Genomic DNA, 15,692 nt, shown 5'->3' with positions numbered 1-15,692 from the left:
TTGGAATCATGGAACAATTAGCTCTTTTCGAAAAGATTTCAAAAGACAATATCCTCCAAGCCATTGAGCGAATTGATGAAGAAGGATACCCAACCAATCGAAAATCGAGTTCTTACGATCTGATTTACAATCGAAAAGCCTATCCACCTAAATATATCCTTTCTCTTGCTGGCTACTTCGCTGATGGCAATTTCATTTCTCATAAGGAGTTTCAGGGTGGTGAGTCTACCGCCTCTTTTGATTTTTTGAAGTCACATGGATTTGAGATACTACCCAAGAATGAAACAGGGGGGTTAGAACAATCAAAACCTGTAAAGGACATACACCTGAAGTATTTCAAAGATTTCTTTTTGGAAGAAGAGTTTGAGCTTCTTAAAGAGTATCAAGGACAAAAAAAGGAGGAAGTTGATGAACACCATGAGGCTTATAATAAGCTCTCAAAGGCATATGAAAAACTGGAGTTTTGGACTAAAGAAGTAGACTCATTGACATTCGATTATGGTGCGTGGAGTATTCGTAAAAGGCCAACCAGTCAGGCCAATAAGTTTGATGGTTATTTATGGAGTCAGCTTTATCCTAGCAAGGAGTTAAAGGAATATCGCAAAGTGGCCATTACTCTTGGTTTGGATGAAAATTACAGATTTGTGGTAAAAATCGATACAGTTCATTTAGGTGAAAATGATCCTGTAAGAAAACACTACGAAGTTTTTCGAGGTGATTACGATAATTCAACTATCGTCCTTTTCAAAGATTTTTCTGCTAGTGATAACTGGGAAAATCTCATTGAATTTGGTAAGGAGTCAGTACAAAAACTGACTTCAAAGTATTATGAGTTAATAGAGTCTATACAGGAATTAGAAATTGATGCTGAAGACTTAAACATTAAACCTGCTAATGAGATGGAAAATAAACCCAATCTTAATGCAATCCTTTATGGACCTCCAGGAACTGGAAAGACCTACAATACAATCAACAGAGCAATAGCTATTTGTGACCCAAAGTTTGACTTGAGTCAGAGTCGGGATATAGTTAAAGAGCGCTTTGATGTATTACAGAGGGAGGGACAAATCGTGTTCACCACCTTTCATCAAAGTTTGAGCTATGAAGACTTTATTGAAGGGTTGAAGCCTGTCGAGAAGGAGCAAATGATCACATATCCAATTCAGGATGGACTTTTTAAAAGAATTTGTAAAGAGGCATTTCTCAGTATGCTCAGTCCAGAAGAGCTTAAGTCATCGGATTCCGATGAGAAGACACTTGATTCGATATATGACGATTACTTAGATTCATTGAGGCCTGAGATTGGAACTGGTAACCCTGTATTTCATACAATGTATGGACATGAGATATTACTCATGGACATTAAAAAAACATCAATAATTGTAAAGTTTAAATGGTTTAATAAAGAAAAGGGAATAGAGGCTACCCAGCCATTTTCGGTAACGAAGGATAAGCTTTTTCAACTTTATCAAGGAGGGTTAAATCCGAATGAAATCACTAGTCTTAAGGAGTCATTTAAGCCATTTTTTAAACATAATCTATCTGTTTACTATGCTGTATATAAGTCATTTCATGACTTTATAAAGGAAAACCTAACTGAAGAGACTGACTTGGAACCATTTGATCAGGATCGATACTCATATGAGGAATTAATCGATTCTTGGGAATCAGCTATTCTTCAAAAGGATAAGCCATTTCATGAGCTACTTGATGGAGCCAAGAAGTTCGTTCTAATTATTGATGAAATTAATAGAGGTAATGTTTCGCAAGTTTTCGGTGAATTAATAACACTCATCGAAGAGGGAAAACGTGCAGGAAAGAATGAGGCTCTGACAGTCACACTGCCTTACAGCAAAGAGAAGTTCTCTATTCCTCCTAACCTATATCTTTTGGGAACTATGAATACAGCCGACCGGAGTGTTGAAGCATTGGATGCTGCATTGCGAAGAAGGTTTGTTTTTGAGGAAATCCATCCAAATCCAGATTTGTTAGACTCTTACCAGGTTATGTATCGGTTTTGGAGGCAAAAAATGGGGAGATATTATGGGGCTGTTTCAATCTATGAAAAACATGAAAAGGATATTCGTGAATTATTAGGGCTAAAATTCAAAAGCAGTCAATCAGAAGTTACGTATACCGAAGTGGGAGATGACTTGCCGGAAGATTTCACTTTCTCCTACTATTATGAACGTGTTAAAGAGCTAATCTATTTCGAAGGAGGTTTTAGCTTTAGGATATTGCTTGAGGCAATTAATGCTAGAATTTCGTTTTTGAAGGACGAGGATCATCAAATTGGCCATAGCTATTTTATGGAGGTCTTTAGCATTGAGGAATTGAAGGAGACATTTAAGAAAAACATAATTCCATTATTAAAAGAATATTTCTATAATGATTACAGTAAGATTCGTTTGGTGTTAGGCGATGGATTTATGGAGAAAATACCAAAAGTTTCCTTTCCTGTTTCTAGTGAAGAAATAAATGAAGAGGATCAATATCGACTCAAAACAATTGATGAAAATTTTGATGTCTTAGCAGCAATTAAACAAACGATTGGCAAGTAATAAAACCATATTTGTTTATGAGCATTCCAAAATTAAAGTTGGGGAAAGCTATTGCGGAAGAGAGGGAAGGCTACATGAATTTGAGGAACGCCACTACAAATTACTCGCAAACTATTTAACCAAACATCCCAAAGCTCCCTATTATTCACTCTACGTAAATTCAATCCGATTTAATCAGTTTGTTGGTGTCATAAAAGTGGGAGACTTATCCATTGAGGTGCTTCCCAAAACAGATAAGCATGAACAGCTGAATGAAGGAGACTGGCAGTCTGTTTTATTGAAGATGCTGCTTATTAGCATTCAGGTAGAAGCAAAAACGACGACTAAAGCTGATATCACTATTCGTCAGCATTCGGTTTTAGAAACATATCTATCGCTCTTCTTAAAGGAAGCACAAAGGCTTATTCACAGAGGATTGGTTAAAAAGTATCGGACAAACATTGGTAATCAGTCAGCACTAAAAGGGAAACTCTTAGTTCATCAACAAGTAACTAAGAATGCCGTCCATGCGGAACGATTCTATGTTGCACATCAGGTGTATAACCGTGACAATGTGTTTAATTACATAATCAAGGCGGCATTAGAGTGTATCTGTAATATTGGAAGTATAGGGTTAACAAAAGAAGCTCAAGCACTTTTGCTTTACTTCCCTGATTGTACCCCTGTAAAGATTGATGAAAAGCTTTTCGCACGTTTGCAATACGATAGGAAGACTGATGGATATAGAAGAGCGTTGGAGCTAGCTCGAATCATTTTGCTTAACTATCATCCTGATCTGAAGGGTGGGAGCAATCAAATCCTGGCTATTATGTTTGATATGAACCTGCTTTGGGAGTCATTTATCACATGGTCACTTAGGCGCGCAGTAAGGGATAGAGGTGAAGTATTAGCACAAGCGAAAAAACTCTTCTGGCATCATGAGGATAATTGGAACTTGAGGTTGAAACCGGATATCGTACTAAAGATGGATGGAGAAACAACAATAATTGACACTAAGTGGAAATTCCAATCCGGAGTATCAATAGAAGATGTTCGTCAACTCTATGCCTATCAGCATTACTTTGAGTCTAATTCAGGATACCTATTGTATCCAAATCGGCTAGATAAAAAATCTGTGGTTATTGAGCAGGGAGATTTCTACAAGCCGCAGAAGCATGCTGATCAGGATAGGTTTACAGAAATGTCGTGTGGTTTGATGTTTGCAGATCTCATCGATGACGAGAAGCAATTGAGGGTGGATATTGGTGAGGAGATAGTTGAAAGTTTGAAATTTAGCTGTACAATCTGAGACTTCCTCCCCAGCTAGCGCAAGTCTCCGCTTGTCTATTAGAAGAGAATTTCTATCCTCATATTTCCTTTCAAAAGACTATTTAGTCAATCTAGGCTGCTTGAGAAAAATTTTACTATTTCTTGTTTATACAATCTATACTATGGCTTTTTACAATCTATCGGAAAGAATATAATACACATGGCATGATGTTTGCTATTTTTACCGCAACCTTCAACAAAAAGGTGGCGTTTTAAAAGAAGTTTAATTAATAAACTAGTAAAATGGTAAATTTTGTAATGGACGATTTCTTTGACCGAAAACCATTGGTGATGAATCAATTCAGTTTTTTAAGCGGTCTTCATGTACCTCCTCCAACTGGAGTCATTCAAGAGGTAAAGAAGCAGGTCTTAAACAATCATGGATTGGATTACTCGAGAAAAACTGGTTTTAATCTTATTGGTCTGATAAGTTATTTCAGACAATGGATTAGAAAAGTTTTGATTGAGAGCACTTTATGGTCAACGGTTCGTCTCGCTCCAGACGCGAAACAGGAGTAACCTGGCCGTTTTACTTGGTTTTATTTGATATAGAGAGATAGGAATTTGTGAATTCAGAAGAAATAGAAAAACCGAGTTGAGAAATCCTCCAGAAAGCGGAGGATTTTTCTTTTTTTGTAGGGTTTTTCTTAATCTTAATGATGAATTTTTCTTTTTCAAGCATGTTAAGGATAGAATAGATGTGTTTTCTTCTAATCTCAAGCCCATTAACCACATTTAATTCTGATTGCAATTTTTTAATTGAAAATTCAGTATCTCTATTTCGTGCTAGGGCAGCTAAAACCAATACAGACATCACCTTTTCGTCAATATAGCTATCATTTGAAGACGGCTGCAGTGCATCCCTAATTTGTCTAGCCATCTTAACAAGAAGCTTTTTCTTATCAATCTCAGGCATTTCTTCAATTGGATAGTCAGGTTTGTTAAGACAATGATATTTATACAGAGGAGAGTGATCGTCAAAATTGCAGATGTCAATGACAAGAGTGAAAATTTTTACCCCTTTCTTTTTAGCCTTACGTAAAATTTCAGGCACTTCTTCATTGTTGATAAATTCTGATGCTAAAAAATTTGCACTTACAAGTAAGAGAGCAACTTGACAGTTATCAATATACTCGTTTATCTTCAGCTTCCATTCTTCACCAGGTTTTATTTTGGTATCATCCCAAAACTCAAATTCATGCTGATGTTTAAGTTGCTTAAGATAAAGATCGACCTGCTTTAGCCAATCTGTATCTGCACGACTATAACTTATAAAAACACTAGCTTTTGACATCTTGTTTTGTGAAGTCTTTGAAATGAAGCCAAATAAGATACATCGTTGAAAGTACAACTATCAAGATTGTAAATGTTGTATTTAATATTAAATATAATGAGCCCTGATTCTCTTTGAGTATTTCGAGTTCAACGACATATTTAATAATACTTGTCAAGATGATCACAAGAGGAATAATAAGTGAGTATATCCAATGAATTATGCTAAGCACAATTGGGTAATTACTTAGGTATCCTTTACTTTCTCTAAGGATTTTAGTTTCTGTTAAAATATTGGATAGATTATTTTCAATATCATGAATGTACTTATACTGCCGATTAATTAAGATATTTAGTTGATAATATCTTATCACCAAACTTAAAAAAACAAACAACAATACTGAGCTCACTAGATTGGGATCAATTGTCATTGATTTTAAACCTAGTTTAGATGCTGTAACATCTTCAGTAATTGTAGTTGCAATAGCTAAATTTTGAGAAATTACGATCATAAGAAAGATCGTAATTATGTTAAACAGGAAGATTTTCTCTCTTTGATCAATATATTTTCTTAAATACTGAAATGTATCTTTATAGTGGTCATAGTAAATTTCTAATTCATTCTCTTTCATTATCGATCTATTGAATAAAATAAGTTACTTCAATTTATCTAATTGAACCATTAGTTGAAAGTCATTTACAAATATCATTTTTCTTCAAGTGAGGTTACCATGTCCTACTTCTCTTCGTCCAGGACCTCTGTTAGGTCTTACTTCTCCTGTTGAGAAACCCGGGAAGTTGTAGTGGAGAATGAATTTATTATATCCGGAGATCACCCCCCACTAGCGCAAGCGTCTACGCGACCCGATCCGCTTGTACTTAATACAGTCGAGGTTGGTACATGCGTATTAAAACTTACCGTCTTGTACATTTAGAAAGGAACGTGTATTTTCATTGTGTGAGCAGAAAGTATATTGTGGCAACACAATCAGTCAATAGAACTTAGCGATAACGTCTTGCTGGATCAAAAGCTGGACTACCTTCATATGAATCCGGTCGTTTCAGGTTTTGTATCAGAGCCCGAACACTGGAATTGGAGCAGTGCCTTAGATAATTCCGGAAGCAAAGGATTATTGGATGTAAATATGATTGAATAAGGCACGTGCAGGCTGGATCGCGATTCAGCATGGGCACAAGCGGACGTTTGCGCCAGTGAGAGGCGCGTTTGCAACGCGTGCAACAGAAGTTTCTATCTTTAGGTCATGTCTGAGAAGTACAAGTTTGGCAATCCCGAAGGACTGTATTTTGTCACATGCACGGTGGTTCATTAGATTGTAACAATTGAAATAATCAAAACTAGAAAATGGAGATAGGAAAAATCACTCAGAATCAATTAAATAAAATGATTGAGGATCACCAGGATTGGTTGGCCGATCCTATTCGTTGGCACAAGAAGCAATTGATATTTACCGGAGAGGATCTAATTGGTCTTCGATTTACCGGAGACCTTTCTGGTGCCAAGTTTACGAAGACAAATATTTCATTCTGCATTTTTAAAGATGTCAAGTTGTTTGGAGTAAGGTTTGTCTCGACGAATGCTTCTCATTCCGTTTTTGAGAATTGCTCTAATCCAAGGCGCGAGATTCCGGATGAGTTTGATGCAACAAAATTTACAGATAGGGATGGCTCTGACACGCCTGGTGATCCTACCTATCTAATAAAGACCAAGTTTATAGATTGTGATTTTGATCAATTTTATTTTGAAGGGTATCACCATAGGCTCAATTGCATTGGCATGGAAATCGTTAATTCCAAATTCAGGTATTTAGCTTTTACGAAAGCTGACTGGGGTAGTGGCTCCCTCTTAAATTCTGAAATTGTGAAGTCTCATTGTTATCAGTCCAGATGCCATCATCTAAAAATTGAGAACTCACCCATTGCTGAATACGCATGGATTGAATCTGATTTCACGATGGCTAACATTGATAAAATAGATAGTTATCCAAACAGTCGAAATAATCACTTTAGGGATTTGAATTTTGGGCTAGCAAAGCTTGGAGATGTGAATTTTACTCAGAGTAAGCTCTTGAAATGTAAGTTTCCTCAGACAGAGTTTATAAATCGTCCCACATTTCAGAATGCAACTTTCGAACAAGTGGAGTTCTTACAGGCAGAGATGTCAAATAGTAATTTAATGGGGCTGAAGGCCTATGATACAACTTTTGCAAAGAGTAATCTATCAGATTCTGATATTTTCAGTTCGCACTTGAGTCGATCGGATTTTTCAGAGTGTAATTTGGATAAGTGTGTATTTCTATCAGCCGATCTGTCTGGTGCAATTCTTCTGAATGCATCAATCAATGAGACAGTATTTGAACGAGCTAACTTAAGCGGCGCTCAATTTCCAGATGGTAAGCAGTGTGCTGCCGGATCAATTGGGCAGTGTTTATGAATCCCACTAGCGCAAGCATCTACGCGACCCGATCCGTTTGTGCTTTCAGTGTACACGTCCAATACAAAGCCTAGCAGGTATATTCACCTTCCAAAATATTGAAAATAGATGCTTACAAGGGTACTTGTAAGCGTTAACAAAAGTCAATACCTTTTAACAAAAGGGGGGGGGTGAGGGAAAAGGGGATGAAAAGTTATATAATGCCTTTTCTAATATAATCGCTTATTACGGCCGTCATGTTTGGCTTACCTTCTTTTTTCAGGATGTTTGCCCGGTGCGTTTTTACCGTGTGAGCAGAGATAAAGAGCCGATCGCCTATTTCTTCATTGGATAACCCAAAGGACACCAGCTTCAGGATATTGGCTTCCTGCTTAGTAATGTTGGGGTAGGTCTCCATATCCGCTATGAAGTTTGGATTACTTGTGCTAATATTTAGAAAGCTTTTCCCACCAGTTAGGTGAATAAAGGATATGGTGTTTTTAGGTACCGAAGCAATGTGTTCGATATCGGCTTCTATCCCCAACACATGACCTATAGACTGGCTGGGAGTGAGGTTTAGCGCTACAGCCTGATGCAGTACATTTCTATATCCACCACTAGCTGTTTTCATTCGGTAGGTATAGCTGACCTTGTAAGAGGTTATATCGCTTGGCGATAAAAAGTCAAACAAAAACTCGCCAGCCACCTTTTCACAATTTTGGACATGAGGTACATCGTCCGGGTGAATAGGTTCGAGCCACTGAGCTACAGAAAACGTTTCGCTGGAGAGGCCCGTAAGCCTGTTATAATCATGGCTCACCATTTCCATTTTGAACTTCGGGAAGTTCATTAAGTAGTAATAATAACTTCCGGGTGAAAAGTACCCCGCTATTTGGTCTAAAACAGATAAATCGGGTGTTGTTACGGGATCATTGCCCTCATCGCTAAACTGCTTCCAAAAAGACAGCACCTGCTCTTTCTCCTTCATCGAACGTCACAATTAAAAGTCTGTGTATTGATCTAATTAAATCAAGAATTTGATAAAAATAACAGCTAGGGGATATTCAAATATACTCCTAAATAGGTATTTGATATCGATTGTGTGAATTCTATACTTGCCCGTATGAAAAACAAATTATTCGTACTACTACTATTGTCTCTATTTTTTGTGAAATGCACTGAATCCGATGATCCATCACCCGATGATGTGGAGGAGCTGGCGGATGAAGAAACTCCACTACCGCTGGAGGATGTTGTGATTGGTGAACAGACGTGGGCAAACCGTGACCTGACTGATACGGTTTTTAGGAATGGAGATGTGATCCTCAAAGCTACCAATGCCTTAGAATGGCAAAGTGCAGGCACAGCTGGAATTCCGGCCTGGTGCTATCAGAACTTTAATGATGCCAATGCCAGTAAAGGTGTATACTACAACTGGCATGCGGTAGATGATAGCCGTGGGCTTGCACCGATGGGTTGGAGGATTCCATCCAGAGAGGAGTGGGAAACATTGGGTGCATATATTTTCGAACAACACCCCGTTACTCCCGGAGTTAGTTTTGAATTCCATCCTGGCGCTCAAGCATTGATGAGTGAAAGCGGATGGCCAAATGAGATTCTCAATTTTGACTGTTCAGAACCAGGAGCCACTGTTGAGGTAGGAAATGGCACAGATGATTATGGATTTGCAGCCGTACCTGGACCCAGAATTTTGCTTGATGGAACAATTTATTATGATAAGCTAATAGACTGTGATGAACATAGAGCAGCGTATGTAAGCTGGTGGTCTTCTTCTTTGAGGTCAAGTGGTGAGTATGCGGACATTGTTTCAGTTACACCATTAAGTATTCCCAGCCCTACTTCAAGAAACTCTGCACTGGGTACAGGATTGAAGGTGCGATGCATTCGGTGATCAAGAAGTATGTGACAATACCTCTTAATCACACTTCCTTAAGCTGTATTTTAGGTTTGTTTAGGGGTTCTTATCGGTTGTTTGGGAAGTTACTTCCCGATACAAAACTTCGAAAAGATATTCTCCAGCAGATCATCGGTGGTTACTTCACCGGTGATCTCTCCTAAGTGGAAAAGGGCAGAGCGGATGTCCTGGGCCACCAGGTCGTTGCTCATCTGCATGTTTATCCCCTCAATCACACGATTTAGCGCCTCGTCGGTTTGCTGGAGGCTTTGAAGGTGCCGGGCATTGGTCACGATTACATCGCTGGAGCTTTTGGTCTCCTGTACGAACAATTTCAGTCGGTCCTTCAATTCATCCAGATGGGTTTTGCTTTTGGCTGAAATCAATACGGGAGATTCATCTTCAATAGCCGCTCTCAATTCTGCTTTTGCCTCATCTTCTTTGTTGCCTACCACCAGGTAGGGTACCTCAGATGCCTTCAGCCCTTTGATCTGCTCCCGGATATCCTGAACGGTATCGTTGGCCAGGTCTATCATATAGATCACCATGCTGGCCTGCTTCATTTTTTCCAGTGTTCGCTTCACCCCAATGCTTTCCACCTGATCTTCTGTTTCACGAATACCAGCAGTGTCGATAAATCGAAAGGCGATACCGTCGATGTAAATCTGATCCTCTATAAAGTCTCTTGTCGTACCTGCTACATCAGAGACAATGGCCTTTTCTTCATTGAGCAGGGCGTTTAGCAGGGTAGACTTCCCGGCGTTGGGTTTACCTGCAATAACCGTAGGGATGCCGTTTTTGATGGCGTTTCCATATTCAAAGCTGGCAATGAGCGATTGAATCAACGTCTGAATCTTATTGATCAGGTCAATCAATCCCTGTCGGTCGGCAAACTCCACATCTTCCTCAGCAAAGTCGAGCTCCAGCTCAATCATAGAAGCAAAGTGCACCAACTGTTCACGCAGGTTCTTGATTTCATCACTAAAGCCCCCACGCATCTGTTTCATTGCTGTTTGTTGCATGCTGGCATTCTCTGATGCTATCAGGTCAGCGACTGCTTCCGCCTGTGCCAGGTCAAAGCGTCCATTCAGAAAGGCTTTTTGGGTAAACTCTCCGGGCTTAGCTAATCGGGCGCCCTTGCTCACCAGCAGGTTCAGGATCTTTTGAAGGATGTACTGCGAGCCATGGCTGGAGATCTCAATCACATCCTCTTTGGTGTAGGAGTGAGGACCTTTAAAAATGGATACCAACACCTCATCTATGATCGTGTTTTCATCGTCCCGTATGGTCCCCAGATGGATGGTGTGGGAAGCTACTTTGGTCAGATCTTTCCCCTTAAACAGTCCGTTTACAATCGGGATTGTTTCAGTACCGGAAACGCGAATAATTCCCAGTGCCCCCTGTCCGGGAGGAGTTGCCAGCGCTGTGATGGTGTCGTTGATGTGAGACATGGGTGCAAAAGTAACTAGGTGCTATTTCTTTTCCGCTCAAGCCGCGGAGGCTTCAACTTTTTCTTGATAAAAACACTACGCGTGTCGGTAGACAAAAATCAAGGGTTATAAAGGGAGGTGTTCCCCCTTGAGGGGGTAAGGGGGTGATTTGAAGGAGATCATTGACTGTAGATCAGGATGACATGCTAAGTTTGATTTGTTCCGCTCAAGCCGCGGGGGCTTACACTTTTTTCATTGATAAAAAAGTGTAGAAAAAATCTAGACAAAATCAAATCCCGGCCTTTCCTAAGGCCTACCCCGTGATTTTGTCGGGTTCGCCGTTCCGACGAAAAGTGGGAGGGCATTATTGCCAGCGGCAGAGGGAAAATCCTAAGGCCTTAAATCATGAACGAGTAGAAAAAATGAACAAAAGCATGGTCATATGGAAAACCACTGTTTGAGCCGACGAAGGAGGTGAGGTTTGGTTTTACGTAAGTGATTAATTCATTTTTTTCGTGAATGATTTACAGCCTTGATCTTTTGCTTCGTTTTGCATCAAGGCAAAATGAAGGGCCTCCCGGCCGGAGGAGATGTAGGTTATTAGAATGATGGTATATGGTTAAGATATTGAAGATGATGAAACAAGTTCACAATAACTCATATAGATTCCACCATGAGGCGGCTAGGGGGTGACTCTTGCAAAGATCCTTCGCTTCACTCAGGATGACATCCTAAGATTGAATCAGGAATTCGCTGCGCTCAATTTTGAGATTGCTTCAGTCGTGCCTACCTCTCAATGACGTAAAAGAACGAGAATCATTCTTCCCTTAAATGGCAAGGAAGTGAGATGTCCTGGCAAGTATTTTCAATTTCATTTGTAAATAGGAAATAAATAAGTTTATATTTGTTTTGTAAATAGGAAATAAATAGGACTAATATGAAACTTGGAGCTTTTGAAGAATTGGTATTGCTGGCTGTAGGGGTGCTGGGCGAAGATGCTTATGGCGTCACCATCAAGGAAACCCTGAAAGATAAGACCAAGAAGAATCCAAGTATTGGAGCGCTGCATTCTGCGCTGTACCGATTGGAGGAAAAGGGCTACCTCGAGGCATCTGAAGGTGGAGCTACCAGTGAAAGAGGGGGAAGACGAAAGAAGTACTACCGTCTCACTTCACATGGAATCAAAGTACTGGAAGAAGCCAATGAGCTACGGATGGCATTCTCGAAAGAGGTGCCGGGACTAAATCTGAATACCAGCCCATGAGCAGTCAACCAAATCCTCCCAAACTCGCCCGAAAACTCCTTCAGTGGTTTTGCTCAGAAAAGGTGCTGGAATTTCTTCAGGGTGACTTGGAGGAACTGTATCACCTTCGTATTGAACGAAATGGACGATTCAAAGCAGCCCTCCATTATTTCCTGGATGTATTTAGTGCCGTCCGTCCATTTGCATTCAAACAATCAAGGTCAAACTCAAATATTGCTATGTTTAAAAATTTCTACTTTACTTCAATCAGGAACTTCGCTAGGAATAAGCGCTACTTCCTTACTAATCTCACAGGACTAACCATTGGGCTGATCAGTTTTACGCTGATCGCTTTGTTTATCATAAATGAGCTCAGCTATGATCGGTTTCATTCAAAATATGAACAGATCTACCGTGTCAGTAATGTGGCAGTGATCAATGGCAAGCGAAACAGAGAGGCACATGCAAGTGCGCCACTGGCATCAGTAGTGCTCAACGATTATGCATCTGTTAACAATGCTGTGAGAATCGTTCCAAGTGATCCAATTTTGCTGAAAGAAGGTGATCGTAAATTCATAGAAGATGGCCTTTTTTATGTAGATCCTTCGTTTTTTGAGGTTTTCGATTTCCACATGATTGATGGAAAGTTTAAGGAAGTCCTCAAACACCCGCGATCACTTGTTCTCACCAAATCGTATGCTGATAAATTCTTTGGTGATGAGTCAGCTGTAGGGAAGCAAATCCAGCTTGATACGGATTCGTCATTTTATATCATAACCGGAATAGTCGCTGATCCGCCACCCAACTCACACATTCAGTTTGATATGTTGGCCTCCCTTAGTTCACTACCGGATGTAGACAAAGGCAACAACTGGATTGGAAATAGTGCCCACACGTACTTGTTGCTAAATGAGGGGACTGATGTTAAAGACTTGAAAGAAAATATGCGTGATATCTTTTACACTCACATGGCTCCCCAGATTGAATACTATACGGGTCAAACTATCGGTGAGTGGGAGGCTTCCGGCAACTGGGTAGGGTATGAGCTCATTTCATTGAAAGACATCCATCTTAAATCTGATTTTACGAAGGAACTAACACCTGTAGGTAATCTGTCCTACATATACATTTATGCCGTTATTGGCTTCATCATTCTATTTATTGCCATCTTCAATTATGTGAATATGGCTACTGCTCAGTCAGCGACACGAGCCAGAGAAGTGGGTATCCGCAAGGTGATGGGCTCTAGTTGGTCACTACTGGTAAAGCAGTTCATTTTTGAATCGGTCTTGTTGGCACTTTCTGCTGGGATATTAGCAGCTTTCCTTTCCAACACACTACAGCCATCATTTGAATTGATTTTACAGAAAGAGCTGGCGTTCGGTATCCTCTCCAGTACTTGGGGACCTGTAGCGCTTATTATCTTTTCGATCATAGTCGGAATCCTGTCTGGCACATATCCTGCGCTCGTACTTTCCAGATTTAGTCCGATTTGGGCCATGAAGAATACCTTATCACCGGTAGGTACCTCAGGTTGGCTTAGAAACGGGCTGGTTGTCATTCAGTTCGCTGCTTCCATAGTAATCATCATCATAACATTAGCCGTGTACAATCAGATCGACTATATGCTAACCAAGAATCTGGGCTTTGATAAAGAGCAAGTGATGGTTATTAGGCGTCCTGATGCGCTTCAGAATCACCTGGAGACATTTGAAGATGAATTAAGCGCAATGAGCAATGTCCAGCAGGTGTCACATACCAAGACCTTGCCTGGAAAGGGGTATGATATTCGATCATACCGTCCCTCGGATAAAGGAGAAACATATTTGTTCCCAAATAACCTGGTCGATCAGGATTATTTAAAGGTGATGAACATTGAGTTAGTGGCTGGTCGTTTTTTCACCGATGAATATAAGCAAACAGACATTCATTCAGTGGTAATCAATGAAACTGCTGCTCGAACTTTGGGGCATGATAACCCTGTTGGTCAAAAATTAACCTCACCCTGGCACATGGACGAAACTTTGACGATCATCGGCGTGGTAAAAGATTATCATGTTGAATCGCTTCATCAACCTGTATTGCCGGTATCAATGGAGCTGCTAATGGATGAATCTCCACAGTATGTCAGCATTCGACTGACTAGTGATCAAGACGTAAGGAAGACCATTGAACGTATCGATGAACTATGGGCGGGCTATACAAATGATCACCCGTTTCAGTATTTCTTCATGGACGAAGAATACGAAAAGCTATATCAAAACGAAGAAGCCACTGCTAAGATATTTCTTGTTTTAGCCTCATTGTCTATTTTAATTGCTTGTCTAGGATTGGTTGGGCTCATTTCATTCAATATATCAACCCGTAGGCAGGAAGTAGGAATTCGTAAAGTATTGGGAGCAAGCACTGCCACACTCGTTTGGCTATTGTCTAATAGTATGTTACGTACTACACTGATTGGAACATTGGTATCATGGCCAGTGGCGTACTTTGCAATTGATTATTGGCTACAGAATTTCGCTGAGCGGACTTCTGTTAATGCGTGGAGTTTTATTCTAGCCACTTGTTTTGTATTGATAATTGGAGGATTAGCAATCAGTTTTCAAACCATCAAAGCCTCATTGATGAATCCTGTAGATAGTTTGAGACAGGAGTGAATCAAGGTTTTCCCGGCTGTTTGCCGGGATTACTTCTTACCGATACATTAGTTTTCGCTTTTTCTGTGAGAGCCTATTCCCCCTTTAGGGGGTTAGGGGGTGACTCTTGCAAAGATCCTTCGCTTCACTCAGGATGACATTCTAAGATTGAATCAGGAATTCGCTGCGCTCAATCAATTGGCCACTCCGGCCGGAGGAGATGTCAGGTTATTTAATTCGATGAGTTGTATCAGACCTTGAATGATGGTATTTGGTTAGGATATTGAAGATGCTGAAACAAGTTCAGTATGACTCTTATATATTCCTCCTTTAGGGGGTTAGGGGGTGATAGGTGTCCCGATCAAACTAGATAGATCCTTCACTGTGCCTGCCTTGCTGTCAGACAAGTTCAGGATGACATCTAATTTAATTCAGGAATTCGCTTCGCTCAATTCGGAATGACTCTACTCTTAAGGGGCGATCCACCGTTTCTGTTAGGAGGTGATTTTAAAATCTCTTTAAAAAACGTAACCATTTGGTTTCTTTTTAGTATACTTGTAACCAAAAGGTTTCCAATTATGCGACGAGATGTATTTCAGGCAGTAGCAGATCCCACCCGGAGAGGAATATTAGACATCCTATCTGAACACCCGCGAAACGTGAATGAGTTGGCCGATAACTTTCAGATGAGCAGGCCGGCTGTGTCGAAGCATGTGAAAATCCTTAAAGAATGCGGATTGGTTTCTACGGTGAAGCAAGGCAGGGAACGCTATTGCCATGCCAACCTGGATCGGTTGGGGGAGATTGCATTATGGGTGCATCAGTATCGACGATTCTGGAATACTCGTCTGGATAAGTTAGAGGAGTTATTAAAAAAAGATTCAAAATAAGCAGGC

General features: G+C 40.2%; 13 protein-coding genes. 9 read left to right on the top strand and 4 right to left on the bottom strand.

Features of this window, described 5'->3' with window-relative positions; genetic code table 11:
* Positions 1–8 precede the first annotated feature (8 nt).
* From ACP14Y_RS00475 to ACP14Y_RS00465, 3 genes are all read left to right on the top strand, one after another.
* Positions 9–2,561, top strand: a complete 2,553-nt coding sequence (locus ACP14Y_RS00475) for an AAA family ATPase (RefSeq protein ID WP_424961006.1) — start codon at positions 9–11, stop codon at positions 2,559–2,561.
* Complete coding sequence (locus tag ACP14Y_RS00470; RefSeq protein WP_424961005.1) at positions 2,551–3,849, top strand: McrC family protein; 1,299 nt, start codon at positions 2,551–2,553, stop codon at positions 3,847–3,849. The genes ACP14Y_RS00475 and ACP14Y_RS00470 overlap by 11 nt, the downstream gene beginning before the upstream one ends.
* 263 nt (positions 3,850–4,112) lie before the next feature.
* Entirely contained in the window at positions 4,113–4,388 is a 276-nt protein-coding gene (locus tag ACP14Y_RS00465; RefSeq protein ID WP_424961004.1) for a hypothetical protein, read from the top strand.
* 10 nt (positions 4,389–4,398) lie between these two features.
* On the opposite strand, the gene ACP14Y_RS00460 is transcribed toward ACP14Y_RS00465, so the two are convergent.
* Complete coding sequence (locus ACP14Y_RS00460) at positions 4,399–5,163, bottom strand: toll/interleukin-1 receptor domain-containing protein (RefSeq protein WP_424961003.1); 765 nt, start codon at positions 5,161–5,163, stop codon at positions 4,399–4,401.
* A complete protein-coding gene (locus tag ACP14Y_RS00455; protein WP_424961002.1) occupies positions 5,150–5,773 on the bottom strand; it encodes a hypothetical protein in 624 nt (207 codons plus the stop codon). Before ACP14Y_RS00455 ends, ACP14Y_RS00460 begins: the two co-directional genes overlap by 14 nt.
* Before the next feature lie 342 nt (positions 5,774–6,115).
* On the opposite strand from ACP14Y_RS00455, the gene ACP14Y_RS00450 reads away from it, so the two are divergent.
* Together ACP14Y_RS00450 and ACP14Y_RS00445 are read left to right on the top strand one after the other, a co-directional pair.
* On the top strand, positions 6,116–6,298 hold the full coding sequence (locus ACP14Y_RS00450) for a hypothetical protein (RefSeq protein ID WP_424961001.1): 183 nt from the start codon (positions 6,116–6,118) through the stop codon (positions 6,296–6,298).
* A 206-nt stretch (positions 6,299–6,504) separates the two neighbouring features.
* On the top strand, positions 6,505–7,593 hold the full coding sequence (locus tag ACP14Y_RS00445) for a pentapeptide repeat-containing protein (RefSeq protein ID WP_424961000.1): 1,089 nt from the start codon (positions 6,505–6,507) through the stop codon (positions 7,591–7,593).
* A 193-nt stretch (positions 7,594–7,786) separates the two neighbouring features.
* Here the strand turns inward: ACP14Y_RS00445 and ACP14Y_RS00440 are convergent, their stop codons facing one another.
* Positions 7,787–8,560, bottom strand: coding sequence for a LuxR C-terminal-related transcriptional regulator (locus ACP14Y_RS00440; RefSeq protein WP_424960999.1), 774 nt, complete (start codon positions 8,558–8,560; stop codon positions 7,787–7,789).
* Positions 8,561–8,695: 135 nt separating this feature from the next.
* Between ACP14Y_RS00440 and ACP14Y_RS00435 the strand changes: the two genes are divergently transcribed.
* A complete protein-coding gene (locus ACP14Y_RS00435; protein WP_424960998.1) occupies positions 8,696–9,484 on the top strand; it encodes an FISUMP domain-containing protein in 789 nt (262 codons plus the stop codon).
* Positions 9,485–9,573: 89 nt separating this feature from the next.
* Here the strand turns inward: ACP14Y_RS00435 and mnmE are convergent, their stop codons facing one another.
* Entirely contained in the window at positions 9,574–10,938 is a 1,365-nt protein-coding gene (mnmE, locus tag ACP14Y_RS00430; protein ID WP_424960997.1) for a tRNA uridine-5-carboxymethylaminomethyl(34) synthesis GTPase MnmE, read from the bottom strand.
* 916 nt (positions 10,939–11,854) lie between these two features.
* On the opposite strand from mnmE, the gene ACP14Y_RS00425 reads away from it, so the two are divergent.
* The 3 genes from ACP14Y_RS00425 to ACP14Y_RS00415 all read left to right on the top strand — a co-directional run bounded on the left by ACP14Y_RS00425 (position 11,855) and on the right by ACP14Y_RS00415 (position 15,686).
* Positions 11,855–12,181 carry a PadR family transcriptional regulator gene (locus tag ACP14Y_RS00425; RefSeq protein WP_424960996.1) on the top strand — a complete coding sequence of 109 codons (327 nt, stop codon included), beginning with the start codon at positions 11,855–11,857 and terminating at the stop codon, positions 12,179–12,181.
* Positions 12,178–14,817, top strand: coding sequence for an ABC transporter permease (locus tag ACP14Y_RS00420; protein ID WP_424960995.1), 2,640 nt, complete (start codon positions 12,178–12,180; stop codon positions 14,815–14,817). The genes ACP14Y_RS00425 and ACP14Y_RS00420 overlap by 4 nt, the downstream gene beginning before the upstream one ends.
* A 557-nt stretch (positions 14,818–15,374) precedes the next feature.
* Complete coding sequence (locus tag ACP14Y_RS00415) at positions 15,375–15,686, top strand: ArsR/SmtB family transcription factor (protein WP_424960994.1); 312 nt, start codon at positions 15,375–15,377, stop codon at positions 15,684–15,686.
* The last annotated feature ends 6 nt before the right edge of the window (positions 15,687–15,692 follow it).

Source organism: Ekhidna sp., assembly GCF_965247405.1.
In the GTDB taxonomy this organism is placed as follows: domain Bacteria; phylum Bacteroidota; class Bacteroidia; order Cytophagales; family Cyclobacteriaceae; genus Ekhidna.
This window is presented reverse-complemented; position numbering and strand designations above follow the sequence as displayed.

What these genes read in the sequence shown, in the direction of transcription:
- ACP14Y_RS00475 (WP_424961006.1), top strand. Translation starts at nt 9, where the DNA reads ATGGAACAATTAGCTCTTTTCGAAAAGATTTCAAAAGACAATATCCTC.
- ACP14Y_RS00465 (WP_424961004.1), top strand. Translation starts at nt 4,113, where the DNA reads ATGGTAAATTTTGTAATGGACGATTTCTTTGACCGAAAACCATTGGTG.
- ACP14Y_RS00460 (WP_424961003.1), bottom strand. Translation starts at nt 5,163, where the DNA reads ATGTCAAAAGCTAGTGTTTTTATAAGTTATAGTCGTGCAGATACAGAT.
- ACP14Y_RS00455 (WP_424961002.1), bottom strand. Translation starts at nt 5,773, where the DNA reads ATGAAAGAGAATGAATTAGAAATTTACTATGACCACTATAAAGATACA.
- ACP14Y_RS00445 (WP_424961000.1), top strand. Translation starts at nt 6,505, where the DNA reads ATGGAGATAGGAAAAATCACTCAGAATCAATTAAATAAAATGATTGAG.
- ACP14Y_RS00440 (WP_424960999.1), bottom strand. Translation starts at nt 8,560, where the DNA reads ATGAAGGAGAAAGAGCAGGTGCTGTCTTTTTGGAAGCAGTTTAGCGAT.
- ACP14Y_RS00435 (WP_424960998.1), top strand. Translation starts at nt 8,696, where the DNA reads ATGAAAAACAAATTATTCGTACTACTACTATTGTCTCTATTTTTTGTG.
- mnmE (WP_424960997.1), bottom strand. Translation starts at nt 10,938, where the DNA reads ATGTCTCACATCAACGACACCATCACAGCGCTGGCAACTCCTCCCGGA.
- ACP14Y_RS00425 (WP_424960996.1), top strand. Translation starts at nt 11,855, where the DNA reads ATGAAACTTGGAGCTTTTGAAGAATTGGTATTGCTGGCTGTAGGGGTG.
- ACP14Y_RS00420 (WP_424960995.1), top strand. Translation starts at nt 12,178, where the DNA reads ATGAGCAGTCAACCAAATCCTCCCAAACTCGCCCGAAAACTCCTTCAG.
- ACP14Y_RS00415 (WP_424960994.1), top strand. Translation starts at nt 15,375, where the DNA reads ATGCGACGAGATGTATTTCAGGCAGTAGCAGATCCCACCCGGAGAGGA.